This is a genomic window from Inquilinus sp. 2KB_23 (genome assembly GCF_052115705.1).
GTDB classification, from domain to species: domain Bacteria; phylum Pseudomonadota; class Alphaproteobacteria; order DSM-16000; family Inquilinaceae; genus Inquilinus; species Inquilinus ginsengisoli_A.
The window spans coordinates 161,225-179,957 of the sequence record NZ_JBFRHF010000013.1 but is presented as its reverse complement, the minus strand read 5'-3'; the positions used below and the strand labels follow the sequence as shown (position 1 = coordinate 179,957).

The 18,733-nt window shown below is 70.4% G+C and carries 15 protein-coding genes; 8 read left to right on the top strand and 7 right to left on the bottom strand.

What is annotated here, in order from left to right; genetic code table 11:
• Positions 1–3: 3 nt before the first annotated feature.
• The 3 genes from AB4112_RS18365 to AB4112_RS18355 are packed head-to-tail and all read right to left on the bottom strand — an operon-like array spanning position 4 to position 4,642.
• Positions 4–2,703, bottom strand: coding sequence for a molybdopterin-dependent oxidoreductase (locus tag AB4112_RS18365; RefSeq protein ID WP_441721761.1), 2,700 nt, complete (start codon positions 2,701–2,703; stop codon positions 4–6).
• Positions 2,700–3,527: an FAD binding domain-containing protein gene (locus AB4112_RS18360; RefSeq protein WP_309794711.1), complete on the bottom strand. Its 828-nt coding sequence runs from the start codon at positions 3,525–3,527 to the stop codon at positions 2,700–2,702. The genes AB4112_RS18365 and AB4112_RS18360 overlap by 4 nt, the downstream gene beginning before the upstream one ends.
• An 8-nt stretch (positions 3,528–3,535) precedes the next feature.
• On the bottom strand, positions 3,536–4,642 hold the full coding sequence (locus AB4112_RS18355) for a hypothetical protein (protein ID WP_309794712.1): 1,107 nt from the start codon (positions 4,640–4,642) through the stop codon (positions 3,536–3,538).
• Between the two features lie 563 nt (positions 4,643–5,205).
• Between AB4112_RS18355 and AB4112_RS18350 the strand changes: the two genes are divergently transcribed.
• The 3 genes from AB4112_RS18350 to AB4112_RS18340 all read left to right on the top strand — a co-directional run bounded on the left by AB4112_RS18350 (position 5,206) and on the right by AB4112_RS18340 (position 7,158).
• Positions 5,206–6,099, top strand: a complete 894-nt coding sequence (locus AB4112_RS18350; RefSeq protein WP_309794713.1) for an MBL fold metallo-hydrolase — start codon at positions 5,206–5,208, stop codon at positions 6,097–6,099.
• 54 nt (positions 6,100–6,153) lie between these two features.
• Positions 6,154–6,621 (top strand): tetratricopeptide repeat protein, encoded by a 468-nt coding sequence (locus AB4112_RS18345; protein ID WP_309794714.1) that lies wholly within the window; start codon positions 6,154–6,156, stop codon positions 6,619–6,621.
• A gap of 87 nt (positions 6,622–6,708) precedes the next feature.
• Positions 6,709–7,158 carry a DoxX family protein gene (locus AB4112_RS18340; protein ID WP_309794715.1) on the top strand — a complete coding sequence of 150 codons (450 nt, stop codon included), beginning with the start codon at positions 6,709–6,711 and terminating at the stop codon, positions 7,156–7,158.
• A 91-nt stretch (positions 7,159–7,249) separates the two neighbouring features.
• Here the strand turns inward: AB4112_RS18340 and AB4112_RS18335 are convergent, their stop codons facing one another.
• A complete protein-coding gene (locus AB4112_RS18335; protein ID WP_309794716.1) occupies positions 7,250–8,512 on the bottom strand; it encodes a L,D-transpeptidase family protein in 1,263 nt (420 codons plus the stop codon).
• A 248-nt stretch (positions 8,513–8,760) separates the two neighbouring features.
• Here AB4112_RS18335 and AB4112_RS18330 point away from each other — a divergent pair, with 248 nt between their 5' ends.
• From AB4112_RS18330 to AB4112_RS18320, 3 genes are all read left to right on the top strand, one after another.
• Positions 8,761–9,714 carry a sugar-binding transcriptional regulator gene (locus tag AB4112_RS18330; RefSeq protein ID WP_309794717.1) on the top strand — a complete coding sequence of 318 codons (954 nt, stop codon included), beginning with the start codon at positions 8,761–8,763 and terminating at the stop codon, positions 9,712–9,714.
• Positions 9,715–9,731: 17 nt separating this feature from the next.
• Positions 9,732–10,622 carry a LysR substrate-binding domain-containing protein gene (locus tag AB4112_RS18325; protein WP_309794718.1) on the top strand — a complete coding sequence of 297 codons (891 nt, stop codon included), beginning with the start codon at positions 9,732–9,734 and terminating at the stop codon, positions 10,620–10,622.
• A 101-nt stretch (positions 10,623–10,723) separates the two neighbouring features.
• On the top strand, positions 10,724–11,890 hold the full coding sequence (locus tag AB4112_RS18320; protein WP_441721754.1) for an adenosylhomocysteinase: 1,167 nt from the start codon (positions 10,724–10,726) through the stop codon (positions 11,888–11,890).
• Between the two features lie 11 nt (positions 11,891–11,901).
• Here AB4112_RS18320 and AB4112_RS18315 read toward each other — a convergent pair whose 3' ends face one another.
• The 3 genes from AB4112_RS18315 to AB4112_RS18305 all read right to left on the bottom strand — a co-directional run bounded on the left by AB4112_RS18315 (position 11,902) and on the right by AB4112_RS18305 (position 17,483).
• Entirely contained in the window at positions 11,902–13,101 is a 1,200-nt protein-coding gene (locus tag AB4112_RS18315; RefSeq protein ID WP_441721751.1) for an NAD(P)/FAD-dependent oxidoreductase, read from the bottom strand.
• Between the two features lie 105 nt (positions 13,102–13,206).
• Entirely contained in the window at positions 13,207–14,331 is a 1,125-nt protein-coding gene (locus AB4112_RS18310; protein WP_441721748.1) for a ribonucleotide-diphosphate reductase subunit beta, read from the bottom strand.
• Positions 14,332–14,615: 284 nt separating this feature from the next.
• A complete protein-coding gene (locus AB4112_RS18305; protein ID WP_441721745.1) occupies positions 14,616–17,483 on the bottom strand; it encodes an ATP-binding protein in 2,868 nt (955 codons plus the stop codon).
• Between the two features lie 189 nt (positions 17,484–17,672).
• On the opposite strand from AB4112_RS18305, the gene AB4112_RS18300 reads away from it, so the two are divergent.
• Positions 17,673–18,242: a helix-turn-helix domain-containing protein gene (locus AB4112_RS18300; RefSeq protein WP_441721742.1), complete on the top strand. Its 570-nt coding sequence runs from the start codon at positions 17,673–17,675 to the stop codon at positions 18,240–18,242.
• A 10-nt stretch (positions 18,243–18,252) separates the two neighbouring features.
• Positions 18,253–18,669 carry an organic hydroperoxide resistance protein gene (locus AB4112_RS18295; protein ID WP_441721739.1) on the top strand — a complete coding sequence of 139 codons (417 nt, stop codon included), beginning with the start codon at positions 18,253–18,255 and terminating at the stop codon, positions 18,667–18,669.
• The last annotated feature ends 64 nt before the right edge of the window (positions 18,670–18,733 follow it).

The following is an 18,733-nucleotide window of genomic DNA, read 5'->3' as shown; positions in this document are numbered from 1 at the left end:
CCGTCATTCTGCGCCGCCGAGCTGGTGGTAGATCCGGTCGGGCGTCAGCGGCAGGTGTGCGAAGCGCACGCCGGTGGCATCGGCGAGCGCGTTGGCGATGGCCGGCGCCACCGGGTTGATCGCGCATTCGCCCTGGGACTTCGCGCCGAGCGGGCCGATCCGGTCATAGGTGTCGGCGAACATCACCTCGCTCGCCGGAATGTCGGCGAAGGATGGGATGCGGTAGTTGCGCAGGCTGGGGTTGACCACCCGCCCCGCGTCGTCATGCACCATGTGCTCGCACAGCGCCCAGCCGATCGCCATGCCGATGGCGCCGTCGATCTGGCCGCGGCACTGCATGGGGTTGATCAGCCGCCCGATGTCGGCCGCGTGCACGCTGTGCAGGATGCGCACCTCGCCGGTCGCGCGGTGGACCGCCAATCGGATGCCGTGGACGTTGAAGGCGACGCTGCGCGGCGTGAGGTACGCCTTGCGCCGGGCGACGAAGCGGTGGCCGCCGGCGGTGCCCGCTGCGTGCAGCGCGGCGAGCGGAATGCGGTGGTTGCCGCACACCACGGCCTCCGCCTCCAGCCGGCAGGCGGCGCGGTCCGCCCCGGCGTGCCGGCTGGCGTAGTCGAGGATCGAATCGCGCAGCGCCGCCGCAGCGAGGGCCACGGCTTGGCCGGCGACCACCGTGCCGGTGCTGGCGAAGGTGCCGGTGTCGTACGGCGTGCGGTCGGTGTCGGCGATGTCGATGCCGATCTGCCCGGCCCGGCATTGCAGCAGCTCGGCTGCGATCTGCCGGTGGGCGGTGACCGAGCCGTTGCCCATCTCGGTGGAGCCGACGGCGAGGTGGTAGCCGCCATCCGCCGCCAGCCGCATTTCCGCCCCCGACCGGTGCTCCGTCGGCGGCCCGCATTCCAGCATCGCCATCGCGATGCCCGTGCCCTCGGCCCAGAAGGGGCCTTCCGGCCTCGGCGCCCCGCGCCCGCTGGCCAGCGCGTGCTCCACCAGGTCCAGGCACTGGTCGAGGCCATAGCTGCCGAACGCCACGTCGGAGGCTTCCGACCAGATGGATTCGATCCAGTCGGTGGGGCGGATCATGTTGCGGCGGCGGATCGCGAACGGATCGACGCCGAGGGCGCGCGCCAGGTCGTCGATCGCGGCCTCGACGGCGAAGGTGGTCTGCGAGGCGCCGTAGCCGCGGAACCCGCCGCCCGGCACGATGTTGGTGTAGACCGCGGCGCCGTCCGCCTTCTTGTTGGGGCTGCGATAGGCCGAGATCGGCGTGCCGAGGGACGCCGCCAGCGTCTCGCTGGCATGGCCGCCATAGGCGCCGGTGTTGGAGACGACCCGCAGGTCGATCGCCGTCAGCGTGCCGTCGCGTCGTGCGCCCAGCTTCACCCGCGTGGTCATCTGGTGCCGCGTGGTCGCCGCCGTGAACTGCTCCTCACGCGTGTATTCCCATTTCACCGGCCGCCCGGTCCTCAGCGCGGCGAGCACGCAGAGATCCTCGGTGATCATCTCCTGCTTGCCGCCGAAGCCGCCGCCCACCCGTCCGGTGAACACGTGCAGGTCCTGGACCGGCAGCGCGAAGACGTGGCTCAGCTTCTGCCGCACGATGAACGGCGCCTGCGAGCTGGTGCGCACATGGATCCGCCCTTCGGCGTCCCGCCAGGCGATCGAGCCGTGGGTCTCGAGATGCGCGTGCTGCACGCGTGAGGTGGAATAGGTCGCCTCGTGCACCACCTCGGCCTCCGCGAAGCCGGCGGCGACGCTGCCCACCTCGCCCCGGATCCGCGCGTAGACGTTGCTGCCGCCGGTCACGCCCCGGTCGTGCAGCACCGGTGCGCCGGGTTGCATCGCGACTTCCGGGTCGAACACGGCGGTCAATGGTTCGTACTGCACCACCAGCGCGCGGCAGGCCGCGGCCGCTGCCGCCTCGGTCTCTGCCACCACCGCCGCCACGCGCTGCCCGACGAAGCGCACGACGTCGTCCAGCATATAGGTGTCGTCGGGGTCGACCAGGTGGTCCTCATGCGTCGCCGTGCTGTAGAGCCGGCGCGGCACGTCCTCCCAGGTGAAGATCGCGACCACCCCCGGCATCGCCGCCGCGGCGCTGCGGTCGATGCCGCGGATGCGCGCGTGGGCATGGGGCGAGCGCAGCACCTTGATGTGCAGCAGGCCGGCCATCGCCACGTCCATGGTGTAGGCGGCGCGGCCGGTCACGATGTCCCGGCCGAACGGGTTGCGCAGGCTGGCGCCGCAGGCCTCGCCGGCGACGTCCTCCTGCGCCGCGCCGATGCCGTGGATCGCATCGGCGATGGCCCGGTAGCCGGTGCAGCGGCACAGGTTGTTCTTCAGGGCGCGGGGCAGGTCGCCGCGCTGCGTCTCGTCCAGCGCGGCGGCGGTCATGATCATCCCCGCCGTGCAGAAGCCGCACTGGAATCCGGCGGACTGGATGAAGGCCTGCTGCATCGGGTGCAGGGCATCCCCGTCGCCGAGGCCCTGGATGGTGGTGACCTGCCGGCCGTCGGCGCGGAAGGCGGGCATCAGGCAGGAATGCACCGGCTCGCCGTCCAGCCACACCGTGCAGGCGCCGCAATCCCCGGCGTCGCACCCCTTCTTGACGCCGAAGGAGCCCTGGTCCCGCAGGAAGGTGCGCAGGCACTGGCCCGGCAGCGGCGTGGCATCGATCGGCCGGCCGTCGACGATGCAGCTCATGGCCGGCCCCCGTCGACGAGTTCGCGCCGAACCTCCTCGGCGAGGTGCCGCACGACATGCCGCTTGTAGGGCGCCGAGCCGTGCACGTCCGCGAACCAGCGCGCCTCGGGAACCTGTGCGTCCAGGGCCGCCTGCAGGGCTACGGCGTCGGGCATTGCGGCGAAGCGCAGATGGACCGGGCGGTCGGTCGCGGCGGTGATGCAGAGATGCAGGTCGCCGCCGTCGCCGCTGGTGCCGATGACCAGCGCCGCGGAACGGCCCAGCTTGGTGAGCGACACGGCGCGCATCGCCGCCCGCCGCGACAGCGCCGCCGCCGACAGGTGGATGCTCCGCAGGAGCTCGCCGGGCCCCAGGATATTGGCGTGGTTGCCGGTGACGAAGTCGGTGACCGCCACCTGTCGCGGGGCGCCGCCGCGCGGCCACAGCGTGCAGATGCCGTCCAGCGCCGCGGTCAGGGAGATCATCGGCCCGGCCGGAAGCGACATGCAGAGATTGCCGCCGACGGTCGAGACGTTCCAGATCTTGAACCCGGCCAGGAACGCTTCGCAGCAGGCCCGGAACAAGGGCGCCGCGGCCCAGGCCTCCGGCGCCGCGAAGCGGTAGAGCGTGGCGATGCGGCAGGTGGCGCCGATCGTCAGCCCGTCCGGCCCGGCCTCCAGCTCCGGCCAGCCGAGCCCATGCAGGTCGATCAGCGTGTCGGTGTCCGGCTGGGGCTCGGAGAACAGCCAGGTGCCGCCGGCGAGCCAGGCGTAGGAAGGCCGCCAATTCGCGATGTCCTCGGCGGAATGCGGGCGGCGCACGGTGGTGATGGTCCCGATGTCCATGGCGCGCCTCAGGGCAGGTCGGCGAGGGAGGCGGCGCCCGGGCCGGCGGTGACCAGCATGGGCCATTGGTTCGACCCGAAGGGCACGACGGGGGGCAGCACGGCCTGCATGCCGCGCCGGCCGGTCTCGGCGATGATCGCCTGACGCGCGTCGCCGCCCATCAGCTCGTAGTCCATCAGGTGGTAGTTGCCGAAGAACAGGCTGCCCACCGAACGGTCGGCGATGATGCGCGTCACCGATTCCAGCATGTCCTCCGGCGTCGAGGTGAAGGAGACGGTCTCGATCAGCAGCAGCCGGTCGTTGATCGCCTGCGCCCCGAAGAACTGCGCCAGCACGCTGAACAGGACGTTGTTCTGCCGGGCCACGTAGATCGTGTTGCTGGCGGCGTAGGTCTTGTCCCAGTCGGCGCCCAGTGTCGCCTTCCAGTCGGCGAGCACATCCATCCAATGCGCCACCTGGGTCTGGGCTGCCCAGGCGACGACCTTCTTCAACTCCGGCGCCTGGGTGTGGGCGAAGGCCTGGAGCGCGGCCATCGTCACGGTCCCCTTCGCGATGCAGTCATCCATGAAGCCGATATTGTTGGCCAGGATCGTCCGCACCGTCTCGCGCCAGGCCTGCGGCATGTCCGTGGCGTCCAGCGTGTCGAGCGCGGACTGCATGCGGCTGCGGAAGGCGCGCATCGGCCCGAGCCAGGAGGTGTTGCCGGGATTGTCGACATAGGGCGCGACGATCTGCGTCAGCGCCATCGTGCTGTGCCCGGTGGACTTCATCAACTGGTATACCAGCGGCACCGGGGGCGCGTTCAACGGAGCCATGCCCGGCCGGTAGAGGATCAGCCGGCCGCCCCCGCCCGAGAACATCGCCAGGATGACCGGGTGCTTGGCCAGGATGTTGGCCTGGAAGACGCGGGCGGCATCGCCGTACAGCTCGAACATGGCGGTGTTCAGCGCCAGCACGTTCCGTTCGGCGGTCTCCGCCGGAGTGGTCGCCTGGACGCCTGCGATCGGCCCCATGAAGGACGGCAATTCGTCGGCGCGCCCATGGATGGGTGCCGATGCCCAGAGGAGGGCGACGATCACGCCGGCGCAGCGACACGTAATCTTGGCAACGGACACGGAATGCCCCCTGAATAATATCGTATGAAATACCCGGAGGATATCCGGCAAAGCGTTCGGCTGGTCTAACGAGACCCTGGTGGGATCCAAGGCGAAATAATGACTGATCAGTACCAAGAATTTGCACGTGTCGCACCCGCATTGCTAGGTACGGTTTGCATTCTGACCCATTTGGACCGCCTGGGCGGCGCGTCTTCCCCAGATCCAGAGGTTCTGCGGTTCCGCGTCGCAGAATTCTCCTCGGAGACCGGACCGCGTCGCAATGAACCGGACGGGACACCGGATCGTTGAACGCAAGGGCGAATGCGGTGCCACGACCGAACAGCGCGACCCTGAAGCAGCCTGGCCCGGCCGGTGCCGATCGTCTTTTTCCCGGACGCGGGAATAAAGCGGCATGGCCACTGATCTCGTTGACAGCCACGCCATCGCTTGAGCGCGGCGACACGGATCACTGAGCGCCACCCGCTCACCGGAGAAGACAGATGTTCAACATGACTCGCCGGGGTGTCCTGGCAAGCGCAGGCCTTGCGGCCGCCTGGGGATTGACGAAGCCGCTGGCATTCGTGGGCGAAGCCCGCGCGGAGACCCCGCTGGAGCCGACCGTGGGCTTCTACAAATACAAGGTCGGCTCGATCGAGGTGACGGCGGTCTATGACGGGATCTGGCGCAAGCCGCACGACCCGAGCTTCATCAAGGACGTCTCCGTCGACGAGACCAAGGCCGCGCTCGCCAAGGCGGGGCTGACGACCGAGTTCATGCCGATCCCGCTCACCGTGATCGTGCTGAAGATCGGCGACAACCACATCATGATCGATGCTGGATCCGGCGTCGGGCAGTGGCAGGCCAACGCCACCCACCTGCCCGCCAACATGAAGGCCGCCGGCATCGACCGCAGCCAGATCAAGACCATCCTGATCTCGCATTTCCATCCGGACCATGTCTGGGGCCTGATGGAAAAGGGCACCAACAACGCCGTGTTCCCCGACGCCGAGCTGGTGACCAACAGCGTCGAGTACAAGTTCTGGACCGAGCCCGGCCGGGTCGAGAAGCTGCCGGAGGGCCGGCGCCAGGCCGGCAAGCGCATCGCGGATGTGTTCCCGACCTGGAAGAACTGGAAACTGGTCGAAACCGGCGCCGAGGTCGCGCCCGGGGTCCAGATCCTCGACGCCTACGGCCACACGCCCGGCCATTCGGTCTTCCTGGTGACCTCGGGCAAGGACCAGCTGATGGTCTCGAATGACACGATGTATGTGCCGGCGCTGCTCGCCCCGCACCCGGACTGGCAGGGCGCCTACGACCAGGACGGCCCCTTGGCGATCACCACCCGGCGGCGGATCATCGACCGCGCCATCTCCGACAAGATGGCGATCTGCGGGGCGCACTTCCCCTTCCCCGGGGCCGGCGCCTTCGCCAAGGACGGCAACGCCTACACCTTCTCGCCCGTCATCCAGTCCTGACCCGTTTCCGGGCCTGACCCTTTCCCAATCCTCGACCTTTCAAGGAACACCACCGTGCGCAAGCAGACTTATCTGATCACCCTGGCGGTGCTCAGCAGCCTGTCGCTGGCTCCCGCCCTCTACTCCAACGCGGCCTATGCCGTCGACGACGACACCTCGACCGGCAGCGTCGATCTCACCTCCGTCCGCGCCAAGATCGAGGCCAAGAACTACAAGGCCGCCCTGGAGGAACTGCGGGGTCTCGCCGAGGATACGCAGGAAGCGGATATCTACAATCTGATGGGATACACGCTGCGCAAGACCGGCGACTTCGACACCTCCCTGACCTACTACAACAAGGCCCTGTCCCTTCAGCCCGACTACAAGCCCGCCCGCGAATATCTGGGCGAGCTCTATGTCGAGACCGGCCATATGGACAAGGCACACGAACAGCTCGCCGCCCTCGAGAAGCTGTGCCCGAGCGGCTGCGAGGAACGCGAGGATCTGGAGAAGGCGATCGCCGGCGGCAAGGCAGTGGACTGACTGCCGCTTGGGTGGGCGGCGCCGCCGCCCACCCCGGGGTGGGCTGTCTGCCCACCCCGCCTTCCCACGATTTGCTGCGAGGAACCGATGGTCCGGTCTATCGAGATGATCCGCACCCGGTGCGAGGACGGCCTGCTGCTGCTCGCCCGGCTATTGCTGTCGCTGATCTTCATCCATGAGGCAATCACGCTTTCGACCGGGTTCGCCGCAGCGGCCGCGGCGATGAGCAAGGTCGGGGTGCCGGCCTATGCGATGGCGCTGACCATTGTGCTGCAGCTGGGGGCCGGGTTGCTGCTGGCCCTGGGATGGCACGCGCGGCTGGGCGCGTTGGCCCTCGGCCTGTTCTGCCTCGCCACCGCTTTCGGGTTCCATTCCGATTTCACGACACGGAACGAGCTTCTGCACTTCGAGAAGGATCTCGCGATTGCAGGCGGGATGCTGGTGATCGTGGTCAGGGGAGCGGGCGCATGGTCCCTGGATCGGCTGTGGGGCAGAAGAATGATCCCGGCCGGGCGCCTGACCCTCGAGGATCGGTAGATCGACGGCCGGACTCATCTCCGTCGGTTCGGGCCGATCGGACTGCCGGAAATGTCCGTTCCGGAGGAGACCGGACGGCGATAGCCCCCGCCTAGCTGCCCTCGGCCATGCTGTAGACGTCCTCGCCGTAGCGGATGCCGCCGGTCTTGTCGGGATAGGCCATGTAGTAGGTCATCCGCACCGGGATGCGGTTCACCCGGGCGTAATGGGTGGTGCCCAGGGCAATCTCGCGCTCGACCGCGATGGTGTCGATGCCCAGCACCCAGGCGGCCAGGCCGAGATAGTCCTCGACCCGGATGCAGCCATTCGACACCGCCCGGTTGTCGGTGGCGAACAGCGTGCGGTTGTTGGTGTCGTGCAGATAGATCGCCTGGTCGTTGTCGAGCTCGAACTTCAAGAGGCCCAGCGCGTTGGCGTCGCCCGGCGGCTGCCAGAACTTCCAGCCCATGGTGCCGACCGCATCCGGCGGCACCTGCGCCGGGTCGAAGGTCTGGCCCTCCGGCGTCTTCACCACCACGCCGTGCTTGCGCATCTCGTCATATTTGCCGGCGGCCATCAGGGCCTTGTACTTCTTGGTCAGGCCGGGCGGCACCGTCCAGTCCGGGTTGTACTTCACCGCGATCATGTTGGTCTGGATCATCGGCGTCTGGGTCAGCGGCGACCCGACCACGGCGCGGGTGCGCATCACCTCGACCCCGTTCTCGAAGGCGATGATCTCGGCGGTCGGCACGTTCACCGTGATCGACTTGCCGCGCGCCGGCGGCGGCGCGTAGCGGGCCAGGGTCTGGCGCAGCGCCTGGGCCTCGTCCGCCGGGGTGAAGTTCAGCGCCCGGAAGGTGCGGCGGCCGACCACGCCGTCGTCGCGCAAGCCCCAGCGCGACTGGAACAGCTTCACCCGCTGGGTCAGCTCCTCGTCATAGACCAGGGTGGCCGGTGCCACCGGGCCGATCAGGTCCTCCGACGTCGCCACCGCCTCGGTCGCGCCGGGCTGGGCCTCGCCGGCCTGGGCGCTCTCGGCCGCGGGAATGGCGGCCGGAGACGTGCTGATCTGGACGACGCTCGCGGCTGGGGTCGCCGGCACGGCCGGCATGGACATGGCCGGCGCCGGCAGCGTGATGCCGACGGCGTCCAGGCGTTCGCGCAGCATCGGCACCCGGGGGTCGACCGCGGCGGGCTTCAGCGTGGCGCCGAGCGGGATCGACAGCGGTGCCCGGTCCGCCGCCTCGGCCCGTTCCAGCGCGGCGCGCAGCACCGCATGGACATGGTCCTCGGCCGGAACCGGTGTCGGCCGCGTGCCGGCCACAGCCAGATGCGGCGCCAGCGCCACCGCCAGAACCAGCGCCCAACGAATCATGGTCTTCCCCTTCCGTCTCCGCCCGCGACTCAAGGAGGGCGGACTCCCGATCTTTGCCATGGATTCGACCCTCCCGTCACGGGAACGTCAACCGCCGGGACGCCTGCCGGGCTGTGCATCATCGCCGCAGGTCCGAGGGCCATGATCCGCGATCCCTGCACGCCACCGTTGCGCTCGACCACCGGATTGATGGACATCTGTGGGGAAGCGCCGGTTCGAGCGGCGTGGGACCATGGCGGATGCCGGGGATGGACCAGGCCGACAGGAAGCGCGATCAGGCGGCACGGGCGGCATGGCTGTCCTATGTCTCGGGCCTGACCCAGGACGAGATCGCCCGGCGCCTCAACGTCTCGCGCATGGCGGCGCAGCGGCTGCTGGCCTTCGCGGTACAGGAGGGCATGGTCAAGGTCCGCATCGACCATCCGATCGCGGCCTGCATGGAGTTGGGCGAGCGCATCGCCCGCCGCCACGGCCTGCGCTTCTGCGAGGTGGTGCCGGCCGACCCGATGGCGCCGGGCCAGGCCAACCTGCCGGCGCTGGCGATCGCCGGCGCGACCTGGATCGAGCGGCTGGTCGACACCGAGGCGGCGCTGGTGATCGGCGTCGGCAACGGCCGCAGCGTGCGCGCCGCGGTGGAGGAGATGGCGTCGTCGCCCCGGCCGCAGCACCAGGTGGTCTCGGTCACCGGCAACATCGCCCGCGATTCCTCCTACAACCCGTTCGACGTGGTGATGCGGCTGGGCGACCGGCTGAGCGCCCAGCGCTTCCTGATGCCGGCGCCGCTGATCGCCGAGACCGCCGAAGACCGCCGGGTGCTGGAGGGGCAGAAGCCGTTCCGCGAGATCATGGCGCTGGCGGCGCGGGCGGATGCCATCCTGATCGGCATCGGCCAGCTCGACGGCACCGCGCCGGTGCTGCAGGACAAGGTGATCTCGCGCGACGAGTACGAGGTGCTGCGCCGGGCCGGGGCGATCGGCGAGGTGCTGGGCAACTTCCTCGACGCCGAGGGCCGGATCCTGGATTCGCCACTGCGCGACCGGGTGATCGGCCTGTCGCTGGACGCGGTGGCCAGGCGCCCGGCCGTCGCGATCGCCGGCGGCACGGTCAAGGTGCCGACCATCCATGCCGTGCTGCGGCGCGGCATGCTGCAGGGGCTGATCACCGACGAGACCGCGGCCTCGGCCCTGGTGAAGCTGGGCTGACCGCCCGGGACGCGCCCATGCCGCACCTGCTGCCCCCGATGAACGCGTTGCGGGCCTTCGAGGCCGTCGCCCGCTGCGGCAGCATCCTGAAGGCGGCCGAGGATCTCGGCGTGGTGCGCGGCGCCGTGCGCCAGCAGATCGCGGCGCTGGAGGCGCATTTCGGCACCGCCCTGTTCCGCCGCGACGGCCGGAGCCTGGTGCTGACCGAGCCGGGCCGCGCCTATGCCGAAGCGGTGGCGGAGGCCTTCGCCATCCTGGCCCGGGCCTCGGCCGAGCTCGACGCCGGGCACCGCGGCCGGCTGAAGCTCGGCGTGCCCTCCGCCTTCGCAGTGTGGTGGCTGATGCCGCGGCTGGCCGCGCTGCAGGCGGCGCTGCCCCAGGTCGAGATCGACATCATGCCGATGACCGTGGTCGAGGCGCTGTCGCGGCACCCGGAGCTGGACGCCGTGATCATGGGCGGGGAGTACCGCCCTTCCCCCGACATCACGGCGACGCGCTTCATGGAGGACGAGTTCGGCCCGGTGGCGGCGCCGGAGCTGGCGTCCCGGCTGGGGCTGGCCGCGGGGCCGGCCGGACTGGCGGCGGCGACCGGGCTGACCAGCCGTTCGGCGCCGACGCTGTGGGACGACTGGTTCACCGAAAGCGGCACGCCGCCGGTGCGCTTTGCCCGGATGCAGGCCTTCGAGGATCTGCTGCTGGCGATCGGCGCCGCGCGGTCCGGCCTCGGCGTCGCCGTGGCGCCGCGCACCGCGGTGGAGGACGACATCGCCCGGGGCGGGCTGGCGGCGCCTTGGGGCTTCACCCGCCGCCCCGCCGGCTACAGCCTGTGCCGCCGCGCGGCCGATGCGGCGTCCCCGCCGCTGGCGGCGCTGGCCGGCTGGTTGCTGGCGGCCGGCGCTCAGGGCTGACACGGCAGATTTCCTGCCCTTCCGGGCAGGCTTATGTCCATGGGCGGCACACCGGGCGCGGGCTACACAGCCGCGACGACCGACCGCGAGGAGAGACCGCCATGGCCGAGACCACGCCCGCCACACCATCGACCCGCATCGACTGGGTGGGGCGAAGCTGCCGGCTGCTGCGCGCCACCGCCGCCGAATTCCTGACCACCCGGCCCTTCGAGGGGCTGACCATCGGCGCCGGCATCCATCTGGAGCCCAAGACCGTGGCGCTGCTGACCACGCTGGGCCTCGGCGGCGCCCGCCTGGTCTGCACCGGCAACCTGAACAGCACCCAGCCCGAAACGGTCGAGCATCTGCGCGCCCAGGCCGTCACCGTCTTCGCGACGCAGACGACGGATCCGGCGGAGCATGCGGCCAGCCTGGACGCCATCATCGCCGAACAGCCCGACCTGCTGCTGGACAATGGCGGCGACCTGTTCGCCCGCGTCGCCGGCCGCCGCTATCCCGGCCTGCGCGGCGGGACGGAGGAGACCACCTCGGGCCGCACCCGGCTGGTGCCGATGCGCGCCGCGCTGGCGATGCCAGTCCTGGTGATCAACGACAGCCCGATCAAGCAGTTCGCCGAGAACCGCCACGCGGTGGGCCAGAGCCTGTTCGAGAGCTATCTGCGCTTCACCAACCGCTCGACCCAGGGCAAACGCGTCACCGTCTTCGGCTACGGCGCCTGCGGCAAGGGCACCGCCGCCTGCTTCCGCAACGCCTTCGCCGGCGTCAGCGTGGTCGACATCGACCCGGTGACGACGCTGGAGGCGCATCTCGACGGCTTCGCCACCCCGCTGCGCGACCAGGCCATCCGGTCGGCCGACATCCTGGTGACGGTCACCGGCCATCCCGGCATCGTCACCGCCGCCGACCTCGCGCTGCTCAAGGACGGCGCGATCCTGATGAATGGCGGCCATTTCCCCGACGAGATCGATGCCGCCGGCTTGCGGGCCAGTGCCGTCGAGATCGAGCGCTACGAGGCCGAGGGGATCGAGACGTTCCGCCTGGCCGACGGGCGCCGCATCCACCTGCTCGGCGGCGGCCACATGGCCAACCTGGCCGGGCCGCGGCCGCTGGGCAACACGGTGGAATCGATGGATCTCGGCTTCGCGCTGCAGGCCCGCTGCCTGGAACGGGTGGCCCGCGGCGGGGTCGGCGCCGAAGCCTGCGTGGTGCCGGTGCCGGCCGACATCGATGCCGCGGTGGCGACGGCCTATCTCGACCTGGCGCGGTAGGGGCGTGGGCGTCAGCGGAACCGCTGCGGCGGCGCCTGGATCACCGGGGCGGCGGCATCGAGGATGGCACGGCGGTCGCCGGTCAGCGGCGGATAGATGCGCTGGCGGTTGATGATCTGCTTGGTCTGCTTCGCCGCCGCCCCCTGCGCCGCCACCTGCCGGTCCCAGCCCTCGGTGTAGACAGCGCCCCAGGCGCCGAGGTCGAGGATGGTGGTGTACCACTCGATCCGCATCGGCAGCAGCGGCTGGCCGAGCAGGTCGGCGACCACGTTGTGGCCGCCGAAGCGGCCCATCGGCCGGCTGTGCTGGCAGGACATCACCGAGGCGCGGCTGTCGTCGACCATCGCCCGCGCCGAATCGCCGACGGCGAACTCGGCCCCGAGGCCGGTGATCTTCAGGGTCGGGTCGACCGGCAGCCGGCCCAGCCGGTCGCGCTCCACCGGGAACTGGGCGGTCAGCGGGCTGGCCCGCATGCCGGCGCACCAGATCACGGTCGCGGCCGGGATCACCTCGCCGGTCGACAGCGTCGCCCCGCCGGCATCCAGCGCCGCGACCGACACGCCCATCCGGGTCTCGACACCCAGCGCGGCCAGGGCGGTCTCGATCACCGGCCGGGCGCTGTCGCCCATGTCGGAGCCGACCTGCGGCGCATGGTCGGCCAGGATCACCCGGCCCGATGGTCCGATCCGGTCCACCATCTCGGTCGCGGCCTCGATCCCGGTCAGGCCGGCGCCGACGACCAGGACGGTGTCGCGCCCCGGCGATGCCGGCTGGCCGCCCAGCCCGGCCAGATGGTCGGCCAGGCGGCGGGCACCGGCGAAGGTGTCGATGTCGAAGCCGTGCTCCGCGAGCCCCGGGATCGCCGGCCGGGCGAGGCCGCTGCCGAGCGCGAAGACCAGGCGGTCATAGGGCAGCGCCATCTCCGCCCCCGCGACCGTGCACCGGACGCTGCGCCGCGCGAGATCGATGCCCGTCACCTCGCCCTCGACCAGGCGCACGCCGATCGGGTCGAGCACCGAGGCCAGGGGTACGCGGATCGCGTCGAGGTCGGCCTCGTAGTTGCGCACGCGGATGCCGTGCCAGGCGTCGCGATTGACCAGCGTCACCTCGACCCGGTCGGGCCCGACGCCCAGGGCGTCGAGCGCCCGCGCCGCGCCGGCCGCGGCCCACAGCCCGGCGAACCCCGCGCCCAGGATCAAGATGCGCTGCATGCCCCCGCTCCCGCTGGTCCGGCCTGAACGCTAGGCCCGGCCTGGGTCGGAGGCAACGCCGTCCTTCGGCCGAACCGGCCTTGGAGACCGTTTCCAGACGGCCTCCTACTCCCAGGTCAGGGCGCCGCCGTTCTGGTACTCGATCACCCGGGTCTCGAAGAAGTTCTTCTCCTTCTTCAGGTCCATCGCCTCGGACATCCAGGGGAACGGGTTCTCGGTCTCCGGGAACACCGGGGCCAGGCCGATCTGGGCGCAGCGGCGGTTGGTGATGACGTGCATGTACTGCTCGCACAGCCCGGCGTTGAGGCCGAGGAAGCCGCGCGGCATGGTGTCCCGACCGTAGGCGACCTCGAGCGCGCAGGCCTCGGCCAGCATCCGCCGCAGTTCCTCCTGGAACGCCGGCGTCCAGAGGTGCGGGTTCTCGATCTTGATCTGGTTGATGACGTCGATGCCGAAGTTCAGGTGAATCGACTCGTCGCGCAGGATGTACTGGTACTGCTCGGCGATGCCGACCATCTTGTTGCGCCGGCCGAGCGACAGGATCTGGGCGAAGCCGGTGTAGAACCACATGCCCTCGAACACGACGTAGAAGGCCACGAGGTCGCGCAGGAACGCTTGGTCCGAGGCCGGCGTGCCGGTGTGGAAGTCCGGGTCCGCCAGGTTCTGGGTGTATTGCAGCGCCCAGGCGGCCTTGTCGGTGATCGACGGCACCTCGCGGTACATGTTGAACAGCTCGCCCTCGTCCAGGCCGAGGCTTTCGACGATGTACTGGAAGGTGTGGGTGTGCACCGCCTCCTCGAAGGCCTGGCGCAGCAGGTACTGGCGGCATTCCGGGTTGGTCAGATGGCGGTAGATCGCCAGCACGATGTTGTTGGCGACCAGCGATTCCGAGGCGGCGAAGAAGCCCAAATTGCGCTTCACCGACCGGCGCTCATCCTCGGTCAGCCCGTCGCGCGACTTCCACAGCGCGATGTCGGCCTGCATCGAGACTTCGGTCGGCATCCAGTGGTTGTTGCAGCCGGACAGGTACTTCTCCCACGCCCAGCGGTACTTCATCGGCAGCAGCTGGTTCACATCGGCGCGGCAGTTGATCATCGCCTTGTCGTCGATGCTGACGCGGCCGCCGCTGCGGTCGATCGAGCCGAGGCCGGTGGCGAGGCCCGTGGGCTCATCGGCGACCGGCGCGGTCCGTGCCGGCGCCGCGGTGGTGGAATCGGACCAGTCGAGCATCGTCATATCCGCTGTCTTCCCGTGCTCAGCTGCAGTGCAGAACGCTCGGCGACGCGGGCCTGGGCCTGGACGTGAGCATCAACGCAGCCTTCGAAACTTGATGGAGTCGGTTCGCTCGGAGCCGTGGATGTTCGACGCCCACACCCCTCGAATCTGAACCCCGGACACTAGGGGAAATCGGCGGCGCCGACAAAGGCAAAAATGACTATAGGTGGTGTGCCCCGGCTCGTACCGCGCTGGATATGGGGTTGCGGTCTCGGCCCCAGGATCACGCGTGGATCGGGCTAGCCCAGGGTCGCCAGCAGGCGCGCGGCTGCCTGCAGATCCGCGGTGTCCCAGCCCTCGCCGAAGCGATCGAACACCGGCTGCAGCAGCGCCCGGGCGTCCGCGGGCCGTCCCTGCGCGGCCACCAGCGCCGCCAGGTCGATCGCGGTGCGCAGCTCCCACGCCAAAGCGGCCTGGCGGCGGCTCAATTCGAGCGACTGCCGGAAGCACGCCTCCGCCGCGTCGGGCATCGGCTGCGGCATCGCCAGCAGCAGGACGCCCTTCACTCGCAGCAGCTCCGGCCTGTAGGAGTGGTCGCCATTGGCCTCGACCAGCCGCGCCACCTCGTCAAGCAGCGCGATGCCCTCGGCGACCCGGCCGGTCGCCGCCAGCCCCTGGGCGAGCGAAAGGTTGAAGGCGGTGGTCAGCAGCTCGTAGCGCGCGGCGTGGAGCTCCTCCAGGCAGCCCCGCACATGCGCGATCCCGGCTTCCGCGTCGCCGCGGCGGATCGCCATCTCGCCCCCGTAGCCGCGCCCGACCGCGAGATAGGGTCCCATGGACTGGGATTCGGCATGGGCGATGAACCGGCCCATATACTCCTCAGCGCTGCGGAGATCGCCGGTCCAGAAGAAGATGGAGATCGCCCAATTCAGCACGACGGACAGGGTGACCGGATGGACCATGCGCTGGGCGTCGCCGGCGGTCCGGCGCAGCCGGTCCACGGCCTGGTCCGGATGGCCCTGCAGCCACAGGGTCCGGGCCAGGGCGATGCCGGCCCAGCTGTGGTGGTCGAAGCCGAGATAGATCTGGCTGGTGCGGTGCGAGCGTGGCCCGTGCTGCACCGCGGCCTCGAGCTCCCGGCGGGCATCATCGAGGTCGCCGGTCAGGTGGAGCGCGATGCCCAGCAGGGAATGGGCCAGCGCCACGGCGGCGGGATCCTGGGTGGTGGCGGCGACAGCGGCGCTGCGCTGGGCGTAGCGCACCGCGGACCGGAAATCCCCGATGCGCACATGGAACATGTGCAGCGGGCCCAGCAGCTGCAGCCGGTCGAAGGCGTCGCCGCGGTCTTCGGCGATGGCGAGGCCACGGTTCAGGGCCGTCCGCGCCTCTTCGGCGCTGCCGCGGGTGAACATCAGCGACATGCCCAGCGCCGCCTGGAGATGCATCTCCTCCGTCCCCGCGCAGGTGGCGTCGTCGAGCGCCAGGATCGCGCGCTGCGACCAGCGAAGGCATTCGGTCAGCAGGGACATCGCCAGGAAGATCGGCGCGGCGGCGGCGGCAAGCCCGATTCCGGCCCGGACATCGCCATTGGCGCCGAAGCACCATTCCAGGGCCGCGCGCACATTGCCGAGGCCGCTGAGGCGGTACACCCGCTCCGCCGCGTTCGGCAGGGTCGGCCATTCCGCCTCGGCCCGATCGAGCCATCGCCGGTAGTAGGTGGCGTGGCGCAGGGCCAGATCGGCGAGCTCGGCGTCGTCGACCCGGATGTCGAGGGCGTAGGCGCGCGTCGTCTCCAGCAGCCGGTAGCGCATCATGGCGCCGACCGGGCGGGTCGCGACCATCGATTTGGCGACGAGGCTGTCGATGGCGCCGAAGACGAGGGCCTGGTCGACGGTCGGGCTGGTCACGATCGCCAGCGCCGCCTCCATCGTGAAGTGCCCGACGAACACGGCCAGCCGGCGCAGCACGACGCGTTCCAGCTCGGACAACAGCCCGTAGCTCCAGTCCAGCGTGGCCTGCAGCGTCTTCTGGCGCGCCGGCGCGGTGCGCTGCCCCGGCCACAGCAGGCTCAGGCGCTGGTCGAGCAGGGTCACGGTCTGCTGCAGGCCATAGGCCCCGACCCGCCCGGCGGCCAGCTCGATCGCCAGCGCCATGCCGTCGAGGCGGCGGCAGAGGCCCGACACGATCGCGACGTCGGCATCGCCGAGGTCCAGGCGGGCGCCGCTGGCCGTCGCGCGCTCCACGAACAGCTGGGTGGCGGGGAATGCCAGGGCCGCCGCCGCGGTCAGCCCCGGATCGTCCGGCGGGCAGGCCAGCGGCGCCAAATGGTGGACCTGCTCGCCCTCGACCCGGAGGGCTTCGCGGCTGGTCGCCAGGATATGGACCTGCGGCGCGGCCGCGAAGATGCGCTCCGCCAGCGTCGCGGCGGCCTCGATGACATGCTCGCAATTGTCGAGGATCAGGAGGAAATGCCGGTCGCGCAGAAAGGCGATCAAGCTGGGGGCCGGATCGTCGGACCGGATCGGCATGCCCAGCATCGAGGCCACGGATGCGGCCACCATCCCCGGATCGCTCAGCATCCCGAAATCGACGAACAGCGCGGCCCCGGCGAAGGAGTCCAGCACATCATGCGCGACCGCCACAGCGACCGTGGTCTTGCCGACCCCGCCGGGCCCCACGATGGTGACGAAGCGCGACGCGGCGAGCTGGGCCGACAACGTCTGGACGCCCTCTTCCCGCCCGACCATCCGCGCCAGGCGGGTCGGGAGGAAGGTGGCGCCGGGAACCGGAGCCGCGGCGGGCGTCGGCGGCCCTTCGACCTTGCCGGCCGACCGCGAGACCGGCGCGACGAAGCAATAGCCCCGGCCGGCCAGGGTGGTGATGTATCGCGCCCCGTCCCGGCCGTCGCCCATGGCCTTGCGCAGGCCGGCGATGTGAAACCGCAGGCTGCCCTCCTCCACGATGACGTCGGGCCACACCTGGGCCATCAGCTCCCGCTTGCCGATGACCTCGTTGGGCCGGGACACCAGGGCGATCAAGGTGTCGAGGGTCCGTGCGCCCAGTTCGACCGGGACGCCGTCCTTCGTCAGCAGCCGTTCACTGACGACCAGGCTGAAAGGACCGAAGGAGATCGCATCTCTGGCCTGCCTCGACGGCCCTGTCGTCATTCGTCCGCTTCCGTGCCCGCCCCAACCCGGCCGTATCCTAGCCCGTATTTCCCACGCCCCCTACGTCCTGCGTCACCTTGCGGCGGCCGCCCGTAGGCGGCCGCTCACAACCCTTCGCAAGCCATAACAGGAGTTTCGCCACGACCTCTGCTTGGATGCGCCCGCAACCTGCCGACGGGAGCATCGATCATGGACCGCATATCGCCAGCCGAGGATCTCCTCGAGGACGTCCGCCGCGCGATGGACCTGAACCCGGAAGCCGCGCATGCCGCGGCCCTGCGGCTGGTCACGCACCTCACAGTGCCGGCGGCCGAACGGGCCGGCGTTCGCGGCGGCCTTGCCCCGTGGCAGCAGCACAAGATCGACCGCTATCTGAGAAGGCACCTGGAGCACCCGCTGTCCGTCGAGACGCTGGCCGGCCAGGTCGCGCTCAGCGTCAGCCATTTCTGCCGGGCCTTCAAGGCCAGCTTCGGGACCACCCCGCACATGCACATCATCCGGCTGAGGCTGGACCTGGCCCGGCATCTGATGCTGACCACGGAGGATCCGCTGAGTCACATCGCACTGGCCTGCGGCCTGGCCAACCAGGCGCATCTGTCGAGGCTGTTCCGGCGCTGGGTGGGAGAACCCCCGAGCGCCTGGCGCCGGCGCAACCTCACCGATGCCCACGCCAAGGCCAGGCGCCGCCGCCCGGCCGGGCCGCCCTTCGCCGGCCCCGCCCCGGCGACCGACCCCCTCGTTTCCGTCAATCGCTTCTAAGGATCTCGCCATGACCCCGATCGAAACCGTGCTGTACACCGGCAAGACCCACACCACCGGCGGCCGCGACGGCGCGTCCCGCAGCTCCGACGGCCGGCTGGACATCATGCTGTCGTCGCCCGGCACCCCGGGCAGCGGCACCAATCCGGAGCAGTTGTTCGCCGCCGGCTGGTCCGCATGCTTCATCGGCGCGATGGGGCTGGCCGCGCGCAAGCTGAAGATCGCCCTTCCGGCCGACCTGGCCGTCGACGCCGAAGTCGACCTGGGCACCGCGGATGGCGGCTACCTCCTCCAGGCCCGGCTCAACGTCAGCCTGCCGGGGCTGGAGCCCGACGTCGCCCGGGCGCTGGTGGATGCCGCGCACCAGACCTGCCCCTACTCCAAGGCCACCCGTGGCAACATCGGCGTCGAGGTCAACCTCGTCTAGGCAGAGATCGTGACGACGGCCGCGGCGCGCACCGAGAGCTGAGCGCGGGCGGGGAAGGCGCGCC

Coding starts and splice junctions, on each gene's coding strand:
- AB4112_RS18365 (WP_441721761.1), bottom strand. CDS start 2,703: ATGAGCTGCATCGTCGACGGCCGGCCGATCGATGCCACGCCGCTGCCG.
- AB4112_RS18360 (WP_309794711.1), bottom strand. CDS start 3,527: ATGGACATCGGGACCATCACCACCGTGCGCCGCCCGCATTCCGCCGAG.
- AB4112_RS18340 (WP_309794715.1), top strand. CDS start 6,709: ATGGTCCGGTCTATCGAGATGATCCGCACCCGGTGCGAGGACGGCCTG.
- AB4112_RS18335 (WP_309794716.1), bottom strand. CDS start 8,512: ATGATTCGTTGGGCGCTGGTTCTGGCGGTGGCGCTGGCGCCGCATCTG.
- AB4112_RS18330 (WP_309794717.1), top strand. CDS start 8,761: ATGGACCAGGCCGACAGGAAGCGCGATCAGGCGGCACGGGCGGCATGG.
- AB4112_RS18325 (WP_309794718.1), top strand. CDS start 9,732: ATGCCGCACCTGCTGCCCCCGATGAACGCGTTGCGGGCCTTCGAGGCC.
- AB4112_RS18320 (WP_441721754.1), top strand. CDS start 10,724: ATGGCCGAGACCACGCCCGCCACACCATCGACCCGCATCGACTGGGTG.
- AB4112_RS18315 (WP_441721751.1), bottom strand. CDS start 13,101: ATGCAGCGCATCTTGATCCTGGGCGCGGGGTTCGCCGGGCTGTGGGCC.
- AB4112_RS18310 (WP_441721748.1), bottom strand. CDS start 14,331: ATGCTCGACTGGTCCGATTCCACCACCGCGGCGCCGGCACGGACCGCG.
- AB4112_RS18305 (WP_441721745.1), bottom strand. CDS start 17,483: ATGACGACAGGGCCGTCGAGGCAGGCCAGAGATGCGATCTCCTTCGGT.
- AB4112_RS18300 (WP_441721742.1), top strand. CDS start 17,673: ATGGACCGCATATCGCCAGCCGAGGATCTCCTCGAGGACGTCCGCCGC.
- AB4112_RS18295 (WP_441721739.1), top strand. CDS start 18,253: ATGACCCCGATCGAAACCGTGCTGTACACCGGCAAGACCCACACCACC.